The following is a 23,367-nucleotide window of genomic DNA, read 5'->3' on the forward strand; positions in this document are numbered from 1 at the left end:
TGATCGAAATGATTGACTACATTCGTAAATATCATCGCATACTGATATGACCAGATTCGTCGTCAAGTTGGGTACTAGCGTGCTGACCGCCGGCACTGACCGGCTGCACCGGCCCTATTTTGTCGAGTTGGCCCGCCAGATTACCCGCCTCAAAGCAGATGGCCACGAAGTGGTGCTGGTCTCGTCGGGTGCAGTTGCCGCCGGCAAGGAGCGGCTCGGCGTCGCGCCGCGACAGCGTAGTAACATCCCGCTCAAGCAGGTGTTCGCCGCTGTTGGGCAGAGCCGGTTGATGCACCTCTACGAGCAGATTTTCGAGCTGTACGGCTTGCAGGTGGCGCAGGCGCTGCTTACCCGCGACGACTTGCGCGACCGCCGCCGGTATCTCAATGCCCGCAATACCCTCACCCTCTGCCTTGCGCAAGGAATCGTGCCAATTATCAATGAGAATGACGCGGTGGCGACCGCCGAGATTCGGGTCGGCGATAACGATAATCTCTCGGCGCTGGTGTCCGGCTTGATCGACGCCGACCTGCTCTTGATCCTGACCGATATTGCCGGTCTCTACAGCGCCGATCCACGCAGCGATCCCACCGCCGAGCTGTTGCGCGAGGTGCCGGTGATCGATGAACGGATTTGGGCGATGGCCGGCGGCAGTGGGACACATCGCGGCACTGGCGGGATGCAGACCAAGATACAGGCTGCCGATCTCGCCACTCGCTCCGGTGTGGCAGTGATTATCGCTGCCGGCCATGAGTCGGATGTGATCGCGCGCGTGGCCAACGGCGAGCGGATCGGCACCTTCTTTCCGGCGGCAACGACCCATCCCGATGCGCGCCAACGCTGGATCTTGGCCGAAACGGTGCGCCATTCGCGAATTGTGGTGGATGAAGGCGCGGCTACGGCGCTTACCCGCCACGGCAAGAGCTTGCTCGCCGCTGGCATCCGAGAGGTGAGCGGCGAGTTTGATCGTGGCCAGACGGTGCGGATCTTCGACCCTGCTGGCCGCGAAATCGCTCGCGGTCTCACCCAGTATCGCTCGAACGATATGCGTATGATTGCCGGTCTGCGCTCACACCAGATCGTCTCGGTTTTAGGGTATGATTATGGGCCGGAAGTCGTTCATCGCGACGATATGGTCGTGTTGGCCGGATCATAGCGCACAGACGAGCAGTGGAGATACGCCTCTCTCATGTACCTTACCCTGATACCTTCTGCTGGGTGAGGAGCGGATAGAGACGTTCCAATAGCGACGTCGCACCAGAGGTTTGACAAGGAGTAGCTCATGACTTCAATCGACGGGCCGGTGCGGGTGCGGTTTGCGCCTAGCCCAACCGGCAGCTTGCACATCGGCGGCGTGCGCACCGCCTTGTTTAACTGGCTCTGTGCTCGGCACTACGGCGGCCAGTTTATTCTGCGCATCGAAGATACCGACGAGAAGCGGTTTGTGCCCGGCGCTGCCGACGATATTAGTATTTCGCTGCGCTGGGTCGGCATCGATTGGGATGAAGGCCCCGATGTGGGTGGCCCGTATGGCCCTTACGTTCAGTCGGAACGGTTTGAGCTCGGTATCTACCGGCCCTACATCGACCAGTTGCTCGAGGCCGGTCTCGCCTATATGTCGTTTACGACCGAAGAGGAGCTGGCGCAGATGCGGGCCGCTGCCGAAGCCGCCGGGATCAAGGCGTTTCGCTTTCGCGGCCCCGAACGCGATTGGCCGCTCGAGCGACAGCGCGAGCTGGCGGCCAGCGGCAAGCCGTACACGGTGCGCCTGAAGGCGCCGTTAGAGGGGGAAACCCGCTTCCGCGATCTTGTTCGCGGCGGCGATGAGATCGTCGTGCAAAATGACCAGTTGCAAGATATTGTGTTGATTAAATCGACTGGGATGCCGGTCTACCACTTTGCCCATCTGGTTGACGACCATCTCATGAAGATTACCCACGTGATGCGTGGCGAAGAGTGGGTGCCGAGCACGCCGTACCACGTCTTGCTCTACGACTATTTTGGCTGGCAACGCCCGATCTTTGCTCATTTGCCGGCCATTCTTCGTCACGACGGCAAAGGCAAACTGTCGAAGCGCAAAGATGACGTTGCCGCGCAACGTTTCCGCGAGCGCGGCTATCTGCCGGAAACGATGCTCAATTATCTGGCCTTGCAAGGGTGGAGCTACGACGGCGTGACCGAGATCATGAGCCGCGACGAGCTGATTGAGCGCTTTACCCTTGACCGCATCCAACCCTCGCCGGCGCGCTGGAACCCGGAAAAGCTGCGCGATATGAACGGCATCTACATCCGCAAGCGAACGGCGGCGGAAGTGGCTGAGCTGGTGTTGCCGTTTATGCAGCGGGCCGGGTTGATCGGCGATCCGGCCAGCGACGCCGAGCGCGACTACCTGTTGCGGCTGATCCCACTCATCCACGAGCGGCTGGAAGAATTGCAGGAAGCGCCAGACTTGCTCCTCTTCTTTTACCGCGACGTGACGCCGGGCGAGATGTACAATCCGGCTGACCTGATCCCCAAGAAGCACGATGCTGCCCAGACCATTGCTATGCTGCGCGCGGCGCACGAGGCGCTGAGCCGGCAAGAAGACTGGACGCCGCCGGCGTTGGAGGCGACGTTGCGCGGGTTGTGCGAGCAACTGGCTGTGAAACCGGGGCCGCTCTTCGGCGCGATCCGCATTGCCATCACCGGGCGTAGCGTCGCGCCGCCGCTGTTCGATACACTGGCCGGCGTGGGTTGCGAGCGCTCACTGGCGCGGATCGCGGCGGCTATTGCCGCATTGGAGCAGATGGTATGAGCGAGCTGTATTGGGAGTCTAGCATTCATCACGACGGTTCGCCCACCTACTTGCGCTTTAGCGGGAGGTTAGGCGATACCGCCGTGATCCGGCTCCGCCTCGCTGCTGATGCGCCGGTCAGCAGCGTCTTTGTGCGCACCTGTCCCGACGGCGAACAGCAGATCACGCCGATGCGTGATCTGGGCCGCAATGGGGTGTGCCGCTGGTGGGAAGGCGAGCTGCCGATCCGCATGCTGCGCACCAATTACCGCTTTCTCCTACGGGCTGAAGATGGCACGCGCTGGTACAGCGCCGGTGGAGTTACCCGCCACTACCCGACCGACGCCAACGACTTCGTGGTGTTGGCAAACTACCACGCGCCGGATTGGGTGCGCGATGCGGTGTTCTACCAAATCTTTCCCGACCGCTTCGCCGACGGCGATCCGTCTAACAATGTGCGCGATGGCGAGTATCTCTATCGGGGGAAGCCGGTGGTGGCGCGGCGTTGGGGCGAATTGCCTAACCGGGAGACGGGGCAGATTGAGTTTTTTGGCGGTGATTTGCAAGGCATTGCCCAGCGCCTCGACTATCTGACCGATTTGGGGGTTTCGGCCCTCTATCTCAACCCCATCTTTCGCGCGCCGTCGAACCACAAGTACGATGTCGAAGACTACACGACCATCGATCCGCACCTCGGCGGCGAAGCGGGCTTGTTGCTGCTGCGGCAGGCGCTTGACGAGCGCGCGATGCGGTTGGTGCTCGATATCGTGCCCAACCACTGCGGTATCACTCATCCGTGGTTTGTCGCCGCGCAGGCTGACCCGCGCGCGCCAACCGCCGAATTCTTCACCTTCCGCCGCCACCCTGACGACTACGAAAGCTGGTTAGGGGTCAAGACGCTGCCCAAGCTCAATTACCGCAGCGTGCGCCTGCGCGAAGTGATGTACGCCGGACCCGACGCGATTATGCGGCGCTGGTTGCGCCCACCCTACCGCATTGATGGCTGGCGGATCGATGTCGCCAATATGCTAGGCCGGCTCGGCCCCGACAACCTCGGCCACAAGATCGGGCGCGGCATCCGGCGGGCGGTCAAGGCCGAACAACCTAACGCCTACCTGCTCGGCGAGCACTTCTTTGATGGCACCCCCCACCTGCAAGGGGAAGAGCTGGATGCCACGATGAACTATCAAGGCTTCACCTTCCCGATCTGGCGCTGGCTAGGCGGGTTTGAATTCAACCCGAATCGGCCCGAAGCTGATCCGCGCCCGATCGCCGCCGAGACAGTCGCTGCCCAGTGGATAGTCTTCCGGGCGGCGATTCCGTGGCAAGTGGCGACCCAGCAGTTTAACCTCCTCGGCAGTCACGATACCCCGCGGCTGCGCACGATCGTCGGTGACGATCTGGCGCGGGTGCGGGTCGCAATGACGCTGCTCTTCTGTTACCCCGGCGTGCCGTGCATCTACTATGGCGACGAGATTGGGCTGGCCGGCGGCGGCGATCCCGATTGCCGGCGGACGATGCCGTGGGATGAAGCAGAATGGGATCACGATCTGCGCGCGTTTGTGCGGCGGCTGGCGCATTTGCGGCGTAGCGCGCCGGCGTTGCGCTGGGGCGGTTTCCAGCAGCTCTACGCCCAAGGCGAGACGATCGCCTTTCAGCGCGAAGCGCCGGAAGAACGCTTGATTGTGGTCGCGCGCCGCAGCGACGATGGCTTGCGGGTATTGCCGGTGCGCCACGCCGGTCTGGTCGATGGCGTGACCTTGCGCGAACTATTCACCAGCGCCGAGACGGTCGCGCGCAATGGTATGTTGGACATCAGCAGTCTGCCGGCGACCGGCGCGCAGGTGTGGCGGGCATTGTAGGGCGGATGTTGGTAGGGGCGGGGATCGTAAGGGCGGGTTTTAAACCCGCCCTTACAGTGTCCGGTATCGCAGAAGCCGGGTTTCAAACCTGCCCCTCGGCTCAGAACTGCGGCGGTTGGTACTGCGGCGGGGGCGGCAATGGTTGGCCGTTACGATAAGCAAAATAGGCCTGCACATTAGGCTGGTTGTAGAACACCAAACTGACAATTCCGAACACCATCGAAAAGATATTGCCGGTGATGATATTGACGATCTGCATAATCGCCAGCGTCTTGTTCGGTTGCACCGGCTGCGGCGGGTTGCTCATCAGTTTGTAAGCGTACATCCCTGCCAAGATTGCCACCGCGATTGAATAGATGCCCAGTGGAATACCGCAAATGGTGAACAGCCAGACAATTCCACTGAGGCCGCTGAGCACGGCATCGACAATCGCCATAATCCCGATCGCTAATACTGCATCAGGCTTCGTTGCGCCATACGTGGGGTGGCCCGGCGTGGCTTGGTATTGAATTTGGGCTGGTTGGTAGGGTTGTTGATACGGCTGCTGGTGAGGTTGCTGGCTAGGCTGGTAACGTCCATAGTCGTCAGAGGATTGTGGCTCGCTCACAGGACGCCTCCCTTCTAATTGCTTAAATCTTGTCTTTGTTATTGACGAAGTCAACCGGTGGAGAGTCGCGCGCAGAAGATGTGTCATGGTTCACTACCAGCTTCCTTATCATAGCACAATGTGTTGATGATTGTCCTCTTGACAAAGAGCGAATATCGTTATTAAGATTGATAACGATAATTATGTAACAGCTCTTTGGAAAGGAATGGTGCATGGTTCCGGCATGGTTCACGCACAACCGTCTCTACGATCTCGCCCGCAGCGGTCGCCGCTTAACGCCGTGGTGGGGCGTGATCGTGGCCGGCATTCTCATTATCATCCTCTCGCAGGTACTGTCGTTTCCGCTGGTGCTAGCCCAAATGATGTTGAACGGCGGCAGTCTTGATTTTGATCAATGGGCTGCTACTGTTTCCCCGCTGGTCTCTGGCTTTTGGCTGTCACTCCTCCTGACCGTCTCGTTTGGTGCGATGATTCTGCTCGTTTGGTTGTGGATCCGGTTCTACGAGCGGCGGGGGATCGTCACCATTGGGTTTGAGCCGCAGCGGGTATGGTTCTTGTATGGGCGCGGGTTGCTTTTGGGTTTTGCTGCGTTTTGTGCCGTCATCGGCTTGTTAGCGCCGTTTGGTTTTGCTGCGGTCGAGCCTAGCGATCCAGCGCAAGTTGGCTTAGCCGCGCTTGGTGGGGTATTGCTGGTGCTCATCCCCGGCTGGCTGATCCAAGGCGCTGCTGAAGAGGTGCTCACCCGCGGCTGGATGTTGCCGACCCTTGCGGTGCGCTACCGGCCTTGGGTTGGCGTAGTGATTTCATCGCTCTTCTTTGCCGTGATGCACGGCCTCAATCCCAATCTCAGCGCGCTGGCCCTCTTGAATCTCTTTCTCTACGGCCTCTTCGCCGCGCTGTATGCCCTGCGCGAGGAGTCGTTGTGGGGGATTTGCGCGTTCCATTCCATCTGGAACTGGGTACAAGGGAATTTCTTTGGCCTTGAAGTGAGTGGGCAGGTGGCAAGTGGCGGGATGCTGTTCAATTTGATAGAGACCGGCCCTGATTGGTTGACTGGCGGCGCGTTTGGCCCCGAAGGCGGGATTGCCACCACGCTGGTGCTGGTAGTGAGTATGGCGATCATCTGGTGGTGGCCGGCTACGAGCCGGCAGCCGGCAGGCCAGCCAGTGACGGCTGAGCGGTAGCGCAACGATCGATTATGGAGTGCGGCAGTTTTACTGCCGTACCTATATGTCACGCCAAACTCACCAACAAAACCCCCACCAAAATCCCGGTCACGCCGAGCCATTGGCTGCGTGCCAGTTGCTCGCGCAGCACTAGCCACGCCAGCATAACCGTCACGGCGCTAAAGATCGAGGCTAGGGCTGTGACGACGCTGACGTAGGCCGTAGCAATGCCGGTGTTGAAGCTGAGGAAGGCGATGGTGTCGAGCGCACTGGCCGCGATGATCAGTTTGCCGTGCGCCGCTGTCAACCGTGGCAGCGCCGAGCGGCTGACGGCGAGGATGATCGCTGCCGCGCTCACGGTAACAACCCGCCCGATTAAAACCGGCCATGCAATCCCGAACGTGGCCGTGACATCGCCGATCAACCAAAAGAAGAGGCCAAAACTGATCGCCACCCCAATCGCTTCCGGTACACCGCGCAGATTGGTGGGCGTTGTCCCCGTCCCGCGAGACACGACCGCCACCCCACCGATCACGAAGCCAGTGCCGGCTAGCGTGATCATTCCCAACGTCTCGCCATCGAGGAGGGCCAACGCTGCCGTCACCGCCGCAAAACTGGCCGAGATCGGCGAGACGATTGCTAGCGTACCGATCGTGAACGCGCGGTAGAGCAACAGGGTGCCGGTGACATTGAGCAGGTTGACCGCCACCGCTGCCAACCAGTCCGGCCCCCACGGCGGCAGCGGATCGCCGCGACCAAGCAGCACCAGACGAATGGCCACGATACCGGCCATCTGTGCGAACAAGAGTGTCCATTGCTAGCCGAGCTGGCGCGTGGCGCGGGTGATCAGGAAATCACCGGTTCCCCACCCTAACGCAGCGATTAAGCCGTAGATAATGCCCATAGTGATGTCTTAAATCGCCTCTCTGAGGTGCTGGAATAGCCACAAAAAGACACAAAACTCACAAATGTTGTCGCTTTTGGCGGCTCTTCCACGGATCGCGTCCAACCATTGCATGAGCGAACTATGGCTCGCTGTGCGAGCTGATGGCCCTCACCTCCCGGCCCCTGCTCCCACCTCACGGCGGGAGCAGGGGAGCCACCGGATTGGCGGCAAAGGCACTGCTGCCGCGGAACGGAGCAGCGCCCCTCTCCCGCGCCAGCGGGAGAGGGGTTGGGGGTGAGGGTTCGCATCGCAACGCCATCAACCATATCTACACTCATAGGTTCTGGTATCCCTTGACCTCTTCCGGGCCGGGTATCAGTCCTGCACGAGCGCCATTACCGGTAAGACATATATCGTCTACTGCCTTCGCCCGCGAAAATAGCCGGTGCGAAAGGCAATCGCGGCCACAACCGCCACGAGGATCAAGACGATGAGGCATTCGACAATGCTAATGTTTGGCATATACTCATTGCGGGGATCGGCATATCATTTCGCGTAATGTCGAGAGGTAGTGATATACGGAGGATCTCGCTGCGCTCACCGTGACAACCTCTCATCATCACGAAATGATATTTAGCGGTAGTTCCGCCTTGTTCCAGTATACTGTATTTGGCCTCGCTGCCGGTCGTGCTACAATAGCGCCGTTATGGAGCGAATCGTTGCTTTGCACAGCCGGTTACAACTCACCATTACGATCGTGATCGCGGTTGGCGTGCTCTGGGCCTTGGTGATAGCATGGCGCAATCGTGGCGGGATGCAGCCGCTGAGCGGTATTTTGCAACTCCTGATCATGGCGCAGGCGGCCATCGGTCTTCCCTTACTGTGGCAAGCCGATCTAACCCGGATGGCGTTACATCTCATCTACGGTGTGGTGGCGGTGGCACTCATCCCGGCCACCGCGCTGGCAGTGCGTGACCGGCCCGTGCGTGTGGTCGGGTTGTCGTATGCCGGCATCTTGTTGATGCTCTTGATCGTGGTGGCGCGGCTCTACGAGACCGGAGGATGAGCATTGTCCGCACATTTTGATTTCATCATCGTTGGCAATACTGCTGCTGAAGCGGCCCTCGCTGCGCTCTTAGCCAACGACGGCCACGCGGTGCTGCTCGCCGGCGTCGGCGGCTTGCAGCCGGTGGTGCGCTGCGGCAATGCTTGGCACGATACCCTCCCGCCGCAGTGGGCCGGTGTGCGCGATGGGCCGTATGCGCAGATTGCGGCGCGTCTAGGGGTCTATCTGCCGGTGGCGCGGCGTAACCCGGCGTGGCGGCTGCATCTGGCGCAACGGGTAATTGACGTGCCCAGCGATCCGGGCCAGTGGCGCCGGAGCCGGCGCGCGCTCTTTCCGGCCCAAGCCGATGCTGCCGGTCGGTTTTGGCAAGCCCAAGAGACGGCGGCTGCCGCGGCGTTGTGCTTGGCCGATCGGTTCGATCCGCTGGCCCAACTGCAAGTGTTGCGCCAGCAAAGGCTGACAGCCGGCGATATGTTGCGCCGCTACGGTATTGTCGATCCGGCGCTGCGTAACGTTGTGGATACGATCCTTACGGCCAGCGGTCTGCCGGCGAGCGATCATTGTCCGTGGCCGGCTGGCAGTGTGGCGCTCCTGCCTCCTGCCGAAACAGTGATTGGCGATGCCGCGACGCTCATGCGCCTCTTTACCGATGCCTTGATCCGCGCCGGCGGTGAATGGCGCGCTCACCAGCGGGCAGTCGCTCTGATCACCACGCCGATCCGGGTGGCGGGGGTGCGCTTAGCCGGTGGCGAAGAGGTGTTTGCTCGCGCCATCGTCCTCGGCCCGGCGGCGTTGCGCTTGGCCGCGCGCGCCAGCGCGCGTTCGCCGCTCATCGCGACCGGCTACCTCGCCGTTGAACGCTCGTGCCTGCCCACTGATATACCTCGCTACCAGATTGTGGCCGGTGCTTCGCTACCGGTGACAATCGGTCTCTCCCCGGCTGCTGAAACAAATACGCACTGGCGGGTGACCGTCGCGATGCGCCTCTCCAGCGCCGAAGCCGCACAGTTAAACCATGCCGCCCCGTATGAACGGCGCCAGCTCCGGCAGGCATTCGGCGTGGTCTTGCAAGCCGCGGTTGCAACTGCGCTGCCAAGTCTAGCGAACGGGAAGCTGGCCGGGTTGACGACCGCTCTGCTTCGCAATCCAACCGTCCCGCCGGCCCGCCTGCCGGCAGCGCAAGCCGGTTTGTGGCTGTTGCGATCAGCGTCTTGGCTGCCGCCGGGGTACGACAACGGTAGTAGCGTTGTGTCCCTCTACCGGCAATTGCGCGGGTTGGTATCTTGAAACATCGCCCGCTATAATATCCGGTATCATGACCGGTGGCTATCACTACCCATTCCTGCACCGTGAGGAATAGTTTATGGACGACGTAGTCATTGTGAGCGCAGCGCGCACGCCGATTGGCCGCTTTAACAACGCCTATAGCGGTCTTGGCACGATTGATTTAGGCGCAGCCGCCGTGCGGGCTGCTGTGCAACGGGCCGGGATCGAACCGGCGATGGTCGATGAATGTATCATGGGTTGCGTTGTTACCGCCGGTTTGGGCCAATCGCCGGCCCGGCAAGCAGCGATCCGCGGTGGCTTGCCGGACTCGGTCGGTGGGTTGACGATCAACAAGGTGTGCGGTAGCGGGTTGAAAGCCGTCATGGTTGGCGCTGCTCTGATCAAAGCCGGTGAAGCTGAGGTGCTGGTGGCTGGCGGCATGGAGCACATGAGCAGCGGCCCCTACCTGTTGCCGCAGGCGCGGCACGGCTACCGGCTGGGTCACGGCCAAGTGATCGATGCCGTGGTTCACGATGGGTTGTGGTGCGCATTTGAAAACCATCACATGGGTGCTGCCGCCGAGTGGATTGCCCGCACCTTTCACGTCACCCGCGAACAGCAAGACGCTTACGCGCTGCAATCGCACCAGCGCGCGATTGCGGCCCAAGACCGCGGCGCTTTTGACGAGGAGATTGTGCCGGTGACGGTGCCGGGGCCGAAAGGGCAGGCTAACGTGGTGACGGTTGATGAAGGGCCGCGGCGCGATAGTTCGCTGGCGGCGCTGGCCAAGCTCAAACCGGCCTTTGTCGCTGATGGCACCGTCACCGCTGGCAACGCTCCCGGCATTACCGATGGCGCGGCGGCGGTGGTCTTGATGAGCGCTAGCCGGGCGGCCCAATTGGGTTTACAACCGCTGGCCCGGATCGGCGCGGCTGCGCAGGCGGCGGTCAAGCCGCTCGAAGTCTTCACCGCACCGGCGTTTGCAATCGAACGGCTGATGAAACGGGCCGGGCGCATGCTCGACGATTACGATCTGTTTGAAATTAATGAGGCGTTTGCGGCCCAAGTCATTGCGAATCTCCGCGCGCTGGCGCTCGACGCCGACCGGGTGAATGTCCACGGTGGCGCGATTGCGCTTGGCCATCCGATCGGTGCGAGCGGTACGCGGGTGTTAGTGACGCTGATCTCAGCCTTGCGCCAACGCGGCGGCAAGCGCGGTATCGCTGCTCTGTGCCTTGGTGGTGGTGAAGCCGTCGCGCTGGAAGTGGAAGTGTTTTAATCCCAACCGGAGCGACGTTGCCCGCCAACGTCGCTCCTTCCTCCAGAGGACTGAACGCCGGTGTTGGAGTTTATAAGCGCTACGAGGAGCTTAGGTAGCCTACCCACCGTAGTTGAGGGGCGGGAAGAACAGGTGTTCGGTTGCGACCGTTGATCGCTGTGCAATGCCTGAAAGCCCAGCGCTGCCCTCCCCTCTCCCGCGCCAGTGGGAGAGGGGCTGGGGGTGAGGGCCGGCAGCCCGCGCAGAGGAACGCAGGTAGCCTACCCGCCATGGGGCGCTAGAAGCGCAGGCAGCCTGCCCGCTGTAGCTGCTCCGCAGCGGTACGGTTCAAACCTTCACCTCACACCGCGCTGCGTCGGCAGACGACCAACATCGTCAAATCATCCTCAGGCTGCTGGCGGCCAGTATACGCCATGACTGCTTGTTGAACCGATTCGAGGTGGTTACTACTGCCGCCTAATGACGGATCGAGCATTGCCAGCAGCCGATCCTCGCCAAATAATGCGCCGTTGGGCAATCGCGCCTCGGTGACGCCATCGGTGTAGGCGAAGAGCGTATCGCCTATCTCGAGCGTGGTTGTCTCAGTGGCAAAGTGCGCATTCCTGATCCAGCCGACTGCTGGCCCAGTCGATGACAGCATTTCAACGCCACCATCGGCACGGAGCAATATCGGCACTGGGTGGCCGGCATTCACATACCGCACGGTTCCGCTGGCCGGATCGATGATCGCGCAGAAAATGGTCGAGAAGGTACGACTCGCATGATGGTGGCGCGCAATATATTCATTGGTCATCGCCACCGCGCGCAGCGGATCGTCGCCGTTCAGCACCGCTTGTTCAGCAAAGGCGCGCAAGAGCGATCGCGTTAACGCCATAAAGATCGCCGCCCCTACGCCTTTATCACACACATCGCCAAGCAGACAAACTAGCCGTTGATTGGGCAAGATAAAGGCGTCATAGAAATCACCGGCCACTTCTCGCGCCGGTACAAACGCTGCCGCAATCTCCCAGCCGGCAATGTGCGGTAGTCGTTCTGGCAGGAAATCGGCTTGCATGCGCCGCCCTAGCTCGAGTTCATAGCGGATCGCCATCAGATACGCTTGCTCTTGGTCGCGCAACCGTTTTCGTTCCAGACAAGCATTCACTTTGGCGTGCAGCAAGGTAGTGTTAATCGGCTTCGTGAGGTAATCTTCGGCGCCGGTATCAATGCACCGCACCACATCGTCGATCTCATCAATCGCCGAAATCACGATGACCGGAATGTGGCGCATCTGCGAATCGCGCTTGAGCTGATCCAGCACCGTAAACCCATCCATTTCGGGCATCATGAGATCAAGCAGGATGACATCGAAGGGTTGCTGCTGCACATATTCCAATCCCTGCCGCCCGTGGATAGCTGTGACGACCGTATGGCCGAGCCGGTCGAGTTGGCGTGCGAGCAGATATCGATTGTGTTCACTGTCGTCAATGATGAGTATCCGGCCGGTGGGTTGGTCTGTCATAGGCGATCGTTACGAAACCAGTTTCAGCATCTTCCAGCGATCATTGGTCATCCCACTTTGTGAGTCAATGGCGCATCGTAACCGAACACGCGACGTGGTATCGAGAGATGCCACGTCGCTGACCTCACTCCATCAGATGCCGGAATGAAACTCTTGCGGGAAGCGAGAAACTTGGTTTCGCTTGGATTAGATGGAGTCTGTGGCGTACCAAATCCTACTTTTAAGCAGCCATCTTCGTCATGTCATGTATAACTAAGTGACTATCATACCATAGTCCGCGGTGCTGTTATGCGCGAACCGTGGCTTGCCGGTAGGCTACTTCGGCAATAGGGGCAAGGTTAGGCCACGCCAAGCGGTTTGCTGCCGCTGTTGCAGCGGCGCGTAACCGGGTGCGCGCCGTTTCATCGGCCAACAATTCAAGCGTGGCGGCGGCCAGCGCCTGTGCATCACCGGGTGGCACGAGGATGCCGGTGTCTGGGGCGAGGTAGTCGCGGGCTGTACCGACATCGCTCGCCACGATCGGCAACCCGGCTGCGATCAGCTCGACCAGTTTGGCCATCCCGCGCGCGCGGTTAATCAGCGTGTCGCGAATCGGTGCCAACGCGACATCGGCGCTGGCGAGCAACCGCGGAATCGCTGCCGGTTCTTGCCAGCCGCGGTTGTCGATCATCGTCGCCCAACCTTGCGCCGTTGCCAGCGCCACAAGCTGCTGCTCTTCGCCGCGCTCGCCTTTGCCGATCAGCAAGAGGCGTGCGTCAGGTCGGGCGCGGTATATCGCGGCCAGCGCCGCGGCGACTTCGGCCAGATCGAGTTCCCAGAAGCGGGTGTAGAGCACAATGGTGGGGTGAGAGGCTGGTTGTGGCGGTAAAGGTTCGATGGTTGGCGCGCCGTTGGGTAGATAAAAGACGCGCTGCGGGGGAACACCCATAGCCCAGACCAAAGTTACCAGCGTTTGCCAAACGACCGTGACCGCGCCGGCGCGGCGCGGCAGATCACGCTCTTGCCACGCAAACAATGCTTTGGCTGGTGGCGGATACGGTAGCAAGTCGTTCCACCCACCCGGCCCTTCCCAATCGTCGCAATCAACCACGAGCGGCACTCTGCCGCGGGCCAGCATTGCTAAGCCGCCGAAGCCTTTGGGTTTGAAGAGATGGAGCACATCGGGCCGTAACCGGCCCGCGCTGTGCCAGAGGGCTGCGGTATGCCAGAGGGCCGCCGGCGGGCCGCCTAGAGGTGGCGTGGGGGTATGCGTCACCGTTACCCCGCCGTAGTCGCGGGTTGTACCGCCATCAGCCGGATTATGCACCGGCGGCGCCACAATCGTAACGGTGTGGCCGCGCCGGTGCAACGCCTGCGCCAAGGGCAACATTCGGGCCAGTAGGGTGCCCTTCGGTCTGATGCCGAAGGGCGCGATCATCACAATGCGCATCAGCGGCTAGCTCGGATAATCTCCATCATCTCTTCCACCCGCGTCACCTTCACCCGTGGCCGGCCCTGTGCCGTTCCCTGCGCTGTTTCATACTCGTTCAGCCGCTGCCAATCGGCATAGGTGACAAAATCAACCCCGCGTTCGCGCAACAGATTGGCAATGTCGCCGGCGGGCGGCGTGTTCGGCAGGTTGGGCAAGTCAGCCAGCATGCTGTTGACCGTGGCAACTGCGTCGGGTTTGTTGGTTCCGATCACCCCTGACGGACCGCGCTTGATCCAGCCGACCACATACTCGCCGAGGATCGGCTCACCGTTGGGCCCATTCAGCACCCGGCCATCGCGATTAGGAATGGTGCCGCTCGCTTCATCGAACGGCACATCAGGCAACGGCTCGCCGCGATACCCGACCGAACGCAGAATCATCCCGCAGCTCAACTCCTCGGTCACGCCGGTGCCACGCGGGCGCAAGCTGCCATCGGCGGCCTGCACCAACCGGTTTCGTTCGATCGTCACGCCGGTCACCCGGCCATCCACACCGTGAACAGCGATAGGCGAAACGAGGAAGCGCATCACGATCCGGCGCGGCGCACCGGTATCGCCGCGGGCGGCATATTCGCGCAACAGCTCCACATTCTTCGCTGCTGTCTTATCCTCAGCCATTGCCGCTTCACTCAGCGGATCAAGCTCAAGGTCAGCCGGATCGACAATGACGTCAACCCCCTTCAGCTCGCCAAACTCCTTCAACTCTGGGTTGGTGAAAGCGGCCTGCACCGGCCCGCGCCGGCCTAACATCACCACTTCGTGCACCTTGCTCTGGCGCAGCGCGGCTAGCGCGTGGTCGGCAATATCGGTTTTGGCCAGCTCATCGGGATCGCTCACCAAAATGCGCGTCACATCCATCGCGACATTACCGTTGCCCACCACCACGACCCGCTCAACATTCAAATCAACGTCAAGATCGCGGTAGTCGGGCCGGCCATTATACCAGCCAACGAAGGCGGTCGCCGGCATGCTGCCGAACAAATCCTCGCCGGTAATGCCCATGCGCCGATCTGACTGTGCGCCGACGGCGTAAACAATCTGATCATAATATGCGCGTAAGTCAGCGTGGGTGATATCAACCCCAAAAGTGACGTTCCCGAAATAGCGAACGTAGGCGTGGGCGGCCAGCTTGTCGTAAATGCGCGTAACCGCCTTGATCGACTGGTGATCAGGGGCGACTCCCTCGCGCACCAATCCATAAGGTGTGGGGAAGCGGTTGAAGATGTCGATTTGGCAGACTAGATCTTTTTGTTTGAGTAGAGCTTCAACAGTGTAGAAACCGGCTGGGCCGGCGCCAATAATAGCGACGCGCAGCGGGCGCTGAGCGCTTCCCAGAGGTTCACTCACGGCGCACTCCTTCGTTGTCGTATAGTTGCCTCTTATCCGATTGTGATATACCGCACAGATACCAGCAATGTACCATGTCTCTTACGTCATGTCAAACGGCGCTGCACCGCTTGCTTGAACTGGCTTTAGTCTGGTGCTGCTTTACTCCGTTGCGATCAGTGATCGCTATGCTCTGCTTTGCTGAAGCGGAGCGTTAGAGCGTTTTCGGCAAGCTTTCATGGCGTAGCGTTCGGTTTGCTCAGACGGATGGATAAACTTCCCCTTTTGTTGAGTGGCGGACAGAACACTTGGTTGAGTACAACCGTTGATCGCTGTGCGATGCCGCAACGCTTAGCTCTGCCCCCTTGCCCGCGCTAGTGGGTTCAAGGGCGGACCGGATATTTGATCGAGCACAACCGTTGATCGCTGTGCAATGCCGCAACGCTTAGCTCTTTACTCTCCGCTTCTGCGCCAGTGGGAGCGGGGTTGAGGGTGAGGGCGAACCGGTATCTCACAAAGTCATCAACCACATCTGTACTCATGGCTTCTGTCCGCCCTTGAGCTCCCCTTTTGGGAGAAGGGTGATGAGAGCAACTACGGCATGAGCATACGGGAACATCTATCGTTCTCCTCAAATGCTTACTCTCCCGCTACCTGCATCATCACCGGTTCATCATCACCATTCACCAACAGCGCCCGTCCCGGCGGTTGCTCGCTGTGGCGCTGATCAGGCAGCGGCAGGTTGAGGCCGAGCAAGCGTGTGCCGGTGTCGTACCGGCCCGGCCAGAGTACGATCCCGTTACGCGCGCCGTCAAGCGCACGCAGCAGCGGGTCATCAGCATAGCTGATCCCGGCAGCGATGATCAAGTGGAAGGATTCGTTGCCGGTTTGGGCCAATTCGACCAACTGATTGAACAGGTTGGGCGTTGCGCCGTAGCTTTGGGTGAAGTGGTCGCGCCAGCGTTCGCGACATAGGTGGTAATCGTCAATGATCAAAAGGTGCCGGTTGGTTGCCTCGTGGCGCAATGCGCTGAGTTCGGCGTTTAGCGCCGCCAGCCCAGCTTCGTCAGCGATGTAGCGCGCCGTTGGTGCAAGTGCGCGCAACTGGTTCAGACTGCGGCGCGGCCCGTCAATGATGATCAAATGCGCTGGCGGTGATGCGGTCAATGCGCTGTGGGCCAGCGTGAGCAGAGCCGTGCTTTTGCCGCTGCGACGCGGCCCGATCACCAGTGCGTGCGGGGTTTCCGGACTGAGGCGCAGCGCTGCTGGGCCGCAAGGTTCTGCCGCCCAACTGCACGGTAGTTGGAGGCCGGTAGCGTATTGGCTGGCTGACGGTAAGGCGCTTTTCGCCAAGCGTTCGGGCAACAATGCCAATGGTGGCGCGCCGCCGGCGGTTGGCGGCATGGTATGCACTAGTGCCGTCGCTTGTGTCCGAATAGCCAGCGCCAGCTCGCGGCTGTCGCCAGCTTCGACGGCTCCTGCCGGCAGCGCAATCTGCACTTCCAACAGACCCTCGTCGCTATGCTGCCAATAGCCGCGCCCCGCTATAGCTGGTGGCAGTTGGGATGGCGGCCGCTGACCAAAGGCATCGGCGTAGTCGTTGCGATCGGGCATGCGCAGGGCCAGCCGTTGCTCGAACTGCGCCGCCAACCGGTAGGGGAGGTCGGATGGCCGCTCGGCGCTTACGATCAGGCGTAACCCCAGATCGCGCCCGTTGCGGGCTAGTCGGACCAATTCGGCTAAATCGCTCTCGCCGTAGGTGTCGCGCAGTTCATCGCGTACCACTGCCAGCCGGTCAATGACGAGCAGTACTGGCGGTCCCGGCGGCTGGCTGGCGCTCACGCGCATGCGCCGTTCGCGCAGGTGGTTATCGAGCTGGCGCAAGAGGGTGAGTAACGCTTCGCGATCGAAGGGTTGCACCACGGCGCCAACGTGCGGGAGATCGGCCAAGGCGCTTAAGAGCCGGCCATCGCCATCGATCAGATAGCACCAGAGCGCATCGGGACCACATCTTCCGGCAAGGTCGAGGATGATGCGGGCCAATGTCACGCTCTTGCCGCTGGCTGGCCCGCCGAAGATCGCTAAATGGCCGGCGTTGAGATCGATCACCAACGGGATTTGTCGGCTCTGCTGCGGGATGTCGAGCAGACCGGCCACTGCCTGCAAGCCGCTCGCCGGTGTATGGAGGGTCAAGTGCGCCGGTAGCGGCGGCTGCCAAATAGGCGGTGGTTGCCAGTTAAGCGCGGTGAGATGAGCGCGACCGGCTGTGCAGAGTTGTTGGGTGATCGCCTCAAGATCACTCTGGCCGTCAGGTTGGGTGGCTAGCCGGGCCACTTGCATAAGCCGTACCTCACCGCCGCTGCGCACATAGGCCCGTCCCGGCAGTTGCGGCGGCAAAAAGGCGGCGTCAGGACGTTGCAGCATTTCGCGGCTGTCTTCGCTGCTGCCCAGCCGCAACGCGATGAAGTAGCTCAGTTGGCTACGGATCTCGTCGCTGACTACGCGCGCCGGTTGTTGGGTGGCGATCAACAGATGTACTCCCAGCGAACGTCCCTGCTTGACGACGCGCACCAGTGCGCTGACAAAATCGGGACAACTGCGGGCCATTTCGTCAAATTCATCGAGCACGATCAACAGGTTCGGCAACGGTTCCAGCGGGTGTTGGCGCGCCAGTGCGCGATAATCGGCGATGTTCTCAAGATGGATGCCATACTGTTCGGCAACGGTGCGCAGCATGGTCTTGCGCCGTCGCAATTCGCTGCTGATGGCGGCGATGGCTCGTGTTGCCAAGCGATCGTCGAGATCGGTCACCAATCCCGTGGTGTGAGGGAGATGCGCAAACGGTGCGAGCGCCGCACCGCCTTTGAAGTCGATCAGCAGCACGTTGAGCCGGTCGGGGCCATGGGTAGCGGCCAGCGCGACGATGATGGTTTGCAACAACACGCTCTTGCCGGCGCCGGTCGCACCAGCAATGATGCCGTGCGGGCCGTGGCATTGTTCGTTCAGATTGAGGGAAAACGGCTTGCCTTCCCCCAACGCGCCGATCGGCGCTTCGTGCCATGCCAGTGTCGGAGGTTGCAACCAGTGGGGTGGCAGGCCATCGCCGGTCGGCAACTCAAGCAGCTCGAGCAAGCGGGTATGGCGCGGCAGATGCTGGCCGGCCCCGATTTCAGTCAGGCGGATCGTTGCCAGCCGGTTGGCGAGTTGCTCAATGCTGGTTCGATTGAGCAGGTCGGGTTGGAAGGGAGTGGCCGGCCATGCCTCCCCCGCTCGTGTCCACCGTCCCATCTGCTGATCAACTTCGATCACTGCCGCGCAGTATTCGGGCACGTTGGCCCAATCATCAGTTAACACTACTACCATCAGACCATACGCACCGCCATCGCGAAGGATCTGGCCGAGCGCGGTGTAGGCAGCGACCAGCGCGGCGCTGTCGACCATGATCACTACCGGCACTGGATTAGCCGTAGCTGCTTCGCGCCGCCGGCTCAATTCGTCGAGCAGGAAGGTTAAGAGGCGATCGATCGCCGCCGGTTCAATCGCAGCCAGTACCCTCCCGGCCTGTGGTTCGCCCGGTGTCTGGCAGTGGGGTAGGCGCGCTATCCATTGCCAGTCGGTCGCTGTGTTCGTTTGCGCAATCAGCGCGATGCGCAGTTCAGTCGGCGCATGTAAGGTGGCCGCTTGCGCTAGCAGCGCGTATGCTAACCCCACAACCGCCGGTCGCGATCCGGCAATGCCGAGTGAGCCGAGCTGGCGTAAGGGCAGGCAGATCGGCACCTGATGCAAGGTGGCGTATTCAGCCAGAAGCTGGTCGATCCGGCGGTCAGCCGGCGCTCCCGGCGGGAGTACGGCGCAGCTCGTTGCCGGCAGCGTTCCGCTGCCCAAACGCAATTCCAGCGCATCATCATCGCTCAGCCGTCGTTCCCACAATCGCGGCTCCGGTGTGCGGGGCCGGCCATCGGCGCCGGCGATCCGCAACAGTTCCGCCGGATCGGGCGCTAAGTAGCGCCGGGCCGCGCGCTCTTCTTCGTGTAGGCGGCGTAAGCGGGTACGTGCTGCGGCTAGTCGATCGGTAAAGAGCGTCTGCTGCTCAGCATGGGTGCGTGCGTTGCGCTGGACAGTGTCTCGCTCGTTGAGGAGCGTGATGCCGCTGCTGAGCACTCCTAATATCAGCGCCGGCAAGGCTGCTACCCATGAACCGTAACCAATCAGTGCGCCGGCGCTGAACAGCAATGCCGCGATCACCGGCAACAATGCCTGTAGCCACATCGTGGCAGGGCGTGGCTGCGGCGGGTTGGGTGGAGCGGGCAATTCCACCGTCTCGGCGCGCCAGCGCGGGCGCAGACGGGGTGGCCGGTTAAACAAACTAGGGTTGTCCTGCATACTGCGTTGCTTGCTGAGCGGCTTGTCGTTCACGGTTGATCCGATCTTGTTCAGCACGCGCCCGCGCGCTGGCTTGGGCAATCGCATTGGCTGCGTGCAAGCATTGTTCGCGCAAGCGAATCGCCTCAGCCTGTAACGCAGCGTGGCGCGCGGCCCATTCGCGTTGGCGCGGCCCTTCCCATCCGGCTAGTAATGCGCTGGCTGCGCTCGCCCGTTGCCGGGCCGCTGCATCGATCGCGCTTGCGATGCGCCGCAATGCGCCAATTGCCTCATCGGTGGCGTTCCAATCCCACCAGACATCGCTCCGGCCTGACATAGACAGCTCCTGCTATGCCGATAACGGCGGTTCCTGAAACCAGTCGGGTTCGACCGGCGGTAGTGCGGGCAATACCGGCAGAGGCAGCAAATCGAATTCGGTGGGATCAACTGTGAATGGCAAGGTCTGCGCCTCAACCGGCAGTCGGCTGTAGTCGAACGTTTCGTAGGCGCTATGCGCCACACTCGGTTGATCGAGCTGGTGGTTGTTGAGCTTGAACACCACATCGCGGTAGCGCGCGTCATCGTGCCCGGCACCGACCGATTGAGCCAGCGTATCGTCACTGTCAACGTAATGCCGCACCGTCACCGGTTGGTTGTTAATCTCCGGCGGCACGTCATCCCATTCGCCTTGCGGGCGCACTGCTCCTAGTGTGACGACGCTGGCTAAGTGAATCTGGCGCTGGGCCAATGCCGCCTGCACCACCGGATCGTTACTTAACAGAATGCTCATCCCGCCTCCCATGCTGTGTCCCATCAGGTGGAAGGTGCTGCCTGCCGGTATCTGCTCGATCAGCCGCAAGATGCGCTCGCGCACGGTATGATAGTAGGCATTGTGCTCAAGTCGCTCTTTCCCACTGGCCGTCTCGATCACCGAAACCAGCCCATTGGTCCCGTACGCCATATTGTCGAGATTGAGACCGCCGATCCCAACGACGTATTCGTCTTTGCCGACCCGCGCTGCCCGCACTTCTTCGCCGAGGTAGGGGCTGATCAGGCTGTGCGGGGTTGCCTGCAATGCTCCCGGTGTGATCCGGTATGGCCGGTTCGGATCGACCATGCATTCGTGTGGCGGGAAGACTGCGTTCACATCGGCGTAGCCGTCTGGCTCGGCTTCCGGCCCTGCGCTTGGTCGGGTGAGCGGCCTCAGCATCAGGTTAGAGCGCGTATTGCGGTTGAGCTGTTCGAGGTAGCTCACCAACACACGCATTTCATCCAGTGATAGGTATTGGAAGGCGTCGATCCAAAAACCGCTTTCTAACAGCTTCAGCACGTCAGCCGGATTATGGATGATGGCAGGCAAACGCGGGCCGTTAATGAGACCAAGCATCCCGCCTGCTTGGGCGCAGGTGAGCCAGAGCATAGCCGGATGAAGCGCCAGATCGGGTCTGATCGTGGCGATCGTGCCGCTCATCACGAGACTTTGCTGCAACAGGTGCCAAATCTGCGCGCGGTTGGGCACGAGTGGCAGCCATGGCCCAAGCCATTGCATCGCTTGGAAATATGCGGATTGCCATGCCATCCTCGTGCCGCGCTGGACAAGCTCAGTACAAGCATCGGCGAGCCGTTGCTGCATCGCCGGTGACAACAAGGTCGGAGCCGCTTGCCACACGAGCGGCGCGATCCATTGGGCCAATGCGCCGAAGCTAGCAGGGGTGAAACGCGCCGGCCAGCCGGGTTGGGGCAAGAGTGTGATTGGCGCTGACCACGTGTGCAGGTGTTCTAGCGCCTGCACCAGCCACTGCCGGGTGGCAATCAGGCTCAGCGCCGTTTGCCAAGGCAACCATGGCACCATCGTCACCAAGCCGGCTTGCACTAACCAGCGTCCTTGCTGTACGGCTCCGTCGCGCAGAGCGGGCCAAACGCCGCTGAGCCACGTTGGGTTCCAGCGGCTCGCCGTTTGGCTTGACCATTGCGTCACCAGCCGCGCCGCGATCCGTAAGTTTAGGCTGGCCGGTGCGAAGGGTCGCGCCGGTACGCGCAGTTCCCAGATGAACCGGAAGGCGAAGCGGGCGCCAAGATCAAGCGTGGGCAACCGTGGCCACAAGGGGCGCTGCCCCGCTAAGCGATGAGCGATACCGGCGCTCATCATTACAACCGTGGCCCCAAGGAGCGGCGAAGTTAGGCCACCGCGATCGGCAGCTTCAATCCGGTTGGCGGTATCGCTCACCCATGCCGCTACCTCGTTGATGGTGCGGCAATGGCTAAATAGTGAATCGCTGAGACCGTCCACCCCCGCGACCGCATACTCGCGGCAGCGGCTGCCGAAATGGTTCAGCGCTGTCGCCAAACTGCGCGCTTCGGCCAGCAGTTGTTCCTGTTCGGCGGTGATGGCCGTCGCATATTGGCGCAACTGGGCGGGAATTGCAGCGACAGTATTCATGCAGCCTCACAGATCCAAGCGCCAAGTTCACTTATCCGTTGGCGTAGGCCCTCACCGCCAACCGGCCACAAGGCCAAGCGATCATCGCGATCTGATGCCGGCACGGCCCACCACCCGCTGTTGCGTCCAGCAATCAGCAATGCGCCGCGTGCTTCCGGTTGGGGTTGCCGCATGTGCCTGATAGCTGCCAGCGCGTAGCGGGCCGGTTGCGGGCCGATCGCTGTTACAAAACTGCGCGCCAGTGTTGTGGGATGGCCTTGCTGTTCTAACGCCCAAACCGCTATGTGTTCATCGTTGTGTTGCAACGCATTGAATGCGGTCAGCAGCGTTTCACCGTTAAGTAGCAACGGCGTCTGACGTTCTGGTTCATGCAGGTTGACCGGCGCCAGCATGCCCAACATCGTGCCGGTCACTTGGTCGGCGCCGGTAAGTGCCTCGAACCGATGCACATCGGGCGCCGGACTGCTGTGCAGCACAAACCGATTGCCAGCGCGACTGATATGGCCGAGCTGGGTGGGCGGGCCGCTGGCTACAATGAGCAGGCTGTCGGCGAGTGCGGCGGTGCGAAGCATGTCAGCCAAGGCGGCATGCGGTGTAGGCAGGCTTTCTGGCGACGGGGGCAAAACCAAGAGATCGCGCGCCACCAGACTGCCGGCCGCTGCGCTCAGCGCACCCTCTAACGCTGGCCGCGCCGGCAATGTCCCCTGCCCAAGGGCAAAGGGGCGCGGCAATTCGAGCAGGCCCAGCAATAAGAGCAACTCGGCGTGGCTGATTTGAAAAGCAAGTGACATCTCGGTTTCTCCGTTTCACTCCTAGTGACGTGTGATGGGCCGGCGAGAGCGCATCTCGCCGGCCATCTGCTACTACTGCCCGCCCGCCTGCATAATGTTCTGATTGATCTGGGCAACCTGCCGGCGCAAATCCTCCAACGCACTCTGAATAGCCATTAACTTTTGGTGCGTTTCCGCCCAATGAGCACGGAATTGTGCCGCCAGCCGCCCATCCCAATTGTTCGGATCCGACAAAAGCTGCCCTTCCCGGTTCAGATCGCCAATCTGCTGCAACAATGGCCCCTGCACAATCCGCTGAAACCGCTCAATCGCCTCACGTGCCGCCGCCGTCGAAAGTACCCGGTCGCTCATATCCAACCTCCTGTCAATTCCAGCGAAAAACACCTTGCATGAATGAAACCGCGCGAGATCGCCAAAAGATTCGCGGAAATTTCGCTCAATTTGCCGGCGCGCCCAAGCTGGCTTGTATGGCGACAGATCGCATTCTGATGCAGCAAACCGTCGTATGACGAGGGCGCTTGACAAAATCGGCGGCATTCGCTATACTAGCCAGCGTTGTGAGGGCAACGGTC

The 23,367-nt window shown here is 61.2% G+C and carries 17 protein-coding genes; 7 read left to right on the plus strand and 10 right to left on the minus strand.

Annotation, left to right across the window (positions count from 1 at the left end; all coding sequences use genetic code 11):
- Positions 1-46: 46 nt before the first annotated feature.
- The 3 genes from proB (at position 47) to malZ (ending at position 4,635) form a co-directional block, all read left to right on the plus strand.
- Positions 47-1,156: a glutamate 5-kinase gene (gene proB / locus U9R61_RS18990; protein ID WP_322490380.1), complete on the plus strand. Its 1,110-nt coding sequence runs from the start codon at positions 47-49 to the stop codon at positions 1,154-1,156.
- A gap of 126 nt (positions 1,157-1,282) precedes the next feature.
- Entirely contained in the window at positions 1,283-2,794 is a 1,512-nt protein-coding gene (gene gltX / locus U9R61_RS18995) for a glutamate--tRNA ligase (protein WP_322490381.1), read from the plus strand.
- Positions 2,791-4,635 (plus strand): maltodextrin glucosidase, encoded by a 1,845-nt coding sequence (gene malZ, locus U9R61_RS19000; RefSeq protein ID WP_322490382.1) that lies wholly within the window; start codon positions 2,791-2,793, stop codon positions 4,633-4,635. The genes gltX and malZ overlap by 4 nt, the downstream gene beginning before the upstream one ends.
- 100 nt (positions 4,636-4,735) lie before the next feature.
- On the opposite strand, the gene U9R61_RS19005 is transcribed toward malZ, so the two are convergent.
- Positions 4,736-5,242 (minus strand): hypothetical protein, encoded by a 507-nt coding sequence (locus tag U9R61_RS19005; protein ID WP_322490383.1) that lies wholly within the window; start codon positions 5,240-5,242, stop codon positions 4,736-4,738.
- Positions 5,243-5,454: 212 nt separating this feature from the next.
- On the opposite strand from U9R61_RS19005, the gene U9R61_RS19010 reads away from it, so the two are divergent.
- Positions 5,455-6,426 carry a type II CAAX endopeptidase family protein gene (locus tag U9R61_RS19010; protein WP_322490384.1) on the plus strand — a complete coding sequence of 324 codons (972 nt, stop codon included), beginning with the start codon at positions 5,455-5,457 and terminating at the stop codon, positions 6,424-6,426.
- A gap of 49 nt (positions 6,427-6,475) precedes the next feature.
- Here U9R61_RS19010 and U9R61_RS19015 read toward each other — a convergent pair whose 3' ends face one another.
- Entirely contained in the window at positions 6,476-7,201 is a 726-nt protein-coding gene (locus U9R61_RS19015; protein WP_322490385.1) for a DMT family transporter, read from the minus strand.
- Between the two features lie 799 nt (positions 7,202-8,000).
- Between U9R61_RS19015 and U9R61_RS19020 the strand changes: the two genes are divergently transcribed.
- The 3 genes from U9R61_RS19020 (at position 8,001) to U9R61_RS19030 (ending at position 10,905) form a co-directional block, all read left to right on the plus strand.
- Entirely contained in the window at positions 8,001-8,360 is a 360-nt protein-coding gene (locus tag U9R61_RS19020; protein WP_322490386.1) for a hypothetical protein, read from the plus strand.
- Positions 8,361-8,363: 3 nt separating this feature from the next.
- Positions 8,364-9,647: a hypothetical protein gene (locus U9R61_RS19025; RefSeq protein ID WP_322490387.1), complete on the plus strand. Its 1,284-nt coding sequence runs from the start codon at positions 8,364-8,366 to the stop codon at positions 9,645-9,647.
- A gap of 76 nt (positions 9,648-9,723) precedes the next feature.
- The gene (locus U9R61_RS19030; RefSeq protein ID WP_322490388.1) at positions 9,724-10,905 is read left to right on the plus strand and encodes an acetyl-CoA C-acyltransferase; all 1,182 of its coding nucleotides are present in this window, start codon (positions 9,724-9,726) and stop codon (positions 10,903-10,905) included.
- Between the two features lie 340 nt (positions 10,906-11,245).
- Here the strand turns inward: U9R61_RS19030 and U9R61_RS19035 are convergent, their stop codons facing one another.
- From U9R61_RS19035 to U9R61_RS19070, 8 genes are all read right to left on the minus strand, one after another.
- On the minus strand, positions 11,246-12,406 hold the full coding sequence (locus tag U9R61_RS19035) for a fused response regulator/phosphatase (protein ID WP_322490389.1): 1,161 nt from the start codon (positions 12,404-12,406) through the stop codon (positions 11,246-11,248).
- 286 nt (positions 12,407-12,692) lie between these two features.
- Positions 12,693-13,835, minus strand: coding sequence for a glycosyltransferase family 4 protein (locus U9R61_RS19040; RefSeq protein WP_322490390.1), 1,143 nt, complete (start codon positions 13,833-13,835; stop codon positions 12,693-12,695).
- Positions 13,835-15,223 carry an FAD-dependent oxidoreductase gene (locus U9R61_RS19045; protein ID WP_322490391.1) on the minus strand — a complete coding sequence of 463 codons (1,389 nt, stop codon included), beginning with the start codon at positions 15,221-15,223 and terminating at the stop codon, positions 13,835-13,837. Before U9R61_RS19045 ends, U9R61_RS19040 begins: the two co-directional genes overlap by 1 nt.
- A gap of 618 nt (positions 15,224-15,841) precedes the next feature.
- A complete protein-coding gene (locus tag U9R61_RS19050) occupies positions 15,842-19,585 on the minus strand; it encodes an FtsK/SpoIIIE domain-containing protein (protein ID WP_322490392.1) in 3,744 nt (1,247 codons plus the stop codon).
- Positions 19,569-19,901: a hypothetical protein gene (locus U9R61_RS19055; protein WP_322490393.1), complete on the minus strand. Its 333-nt coding sequence runs from the start codon at positions 19,899-19,901 to the stop codon at positions 19,569-19,571. Before U9R61_RS19055 ends, U9R61_RS19050 begins: the two co-directional genes overlap by 17 nt.
- Positions 19,902-19,913: 12 nt before the next feature.
- Entirely contained in the window at positions 19,914-22,004 is a 2,091-nt protein-coding gene (locus tag U9R61_RS19060) for a hypothetical protein (RefSeq protein ID WP_322490394.1), read from the minus strand.
- The gene (locus U9R61_RS19065; RefSeq protein ID WP_322490395.1) at positions 22,001-22,795 is read right to left on the minus strand and encodes a hypothetical protein; all 795 of its coding nucleotides are present in this window, start codon (positions 22,793-22,795) and stop codon (positions 22,001-22,003) included. The genes U9R61_RS19060 and U9R61_RS19065 overlap by 4 nt, the downstream gene beginning before the upstream one ends.
- 72 nt (positions 22,796-22,867) lie before the next feature.
- A complete protein-coding gene (locus tag U9R61_RS19070) occupies positions 22,868-23,146 on the minus strand; it encodes a pyrophosphorylase (RefSeq protein WP_066783883.1) in 279 nt (92 codons plus the stop codon).
- Positions 23,147-23,367: the final 221 nt, after the last annotated feature.

Source organism: Chloroflexus sp., assembly GCF_034431535.1.
GTDB lineage: Bacteria > Chloroflexota > Chloroflexia > Chloroflexales > Chloroflexaceae > Chloroflexus.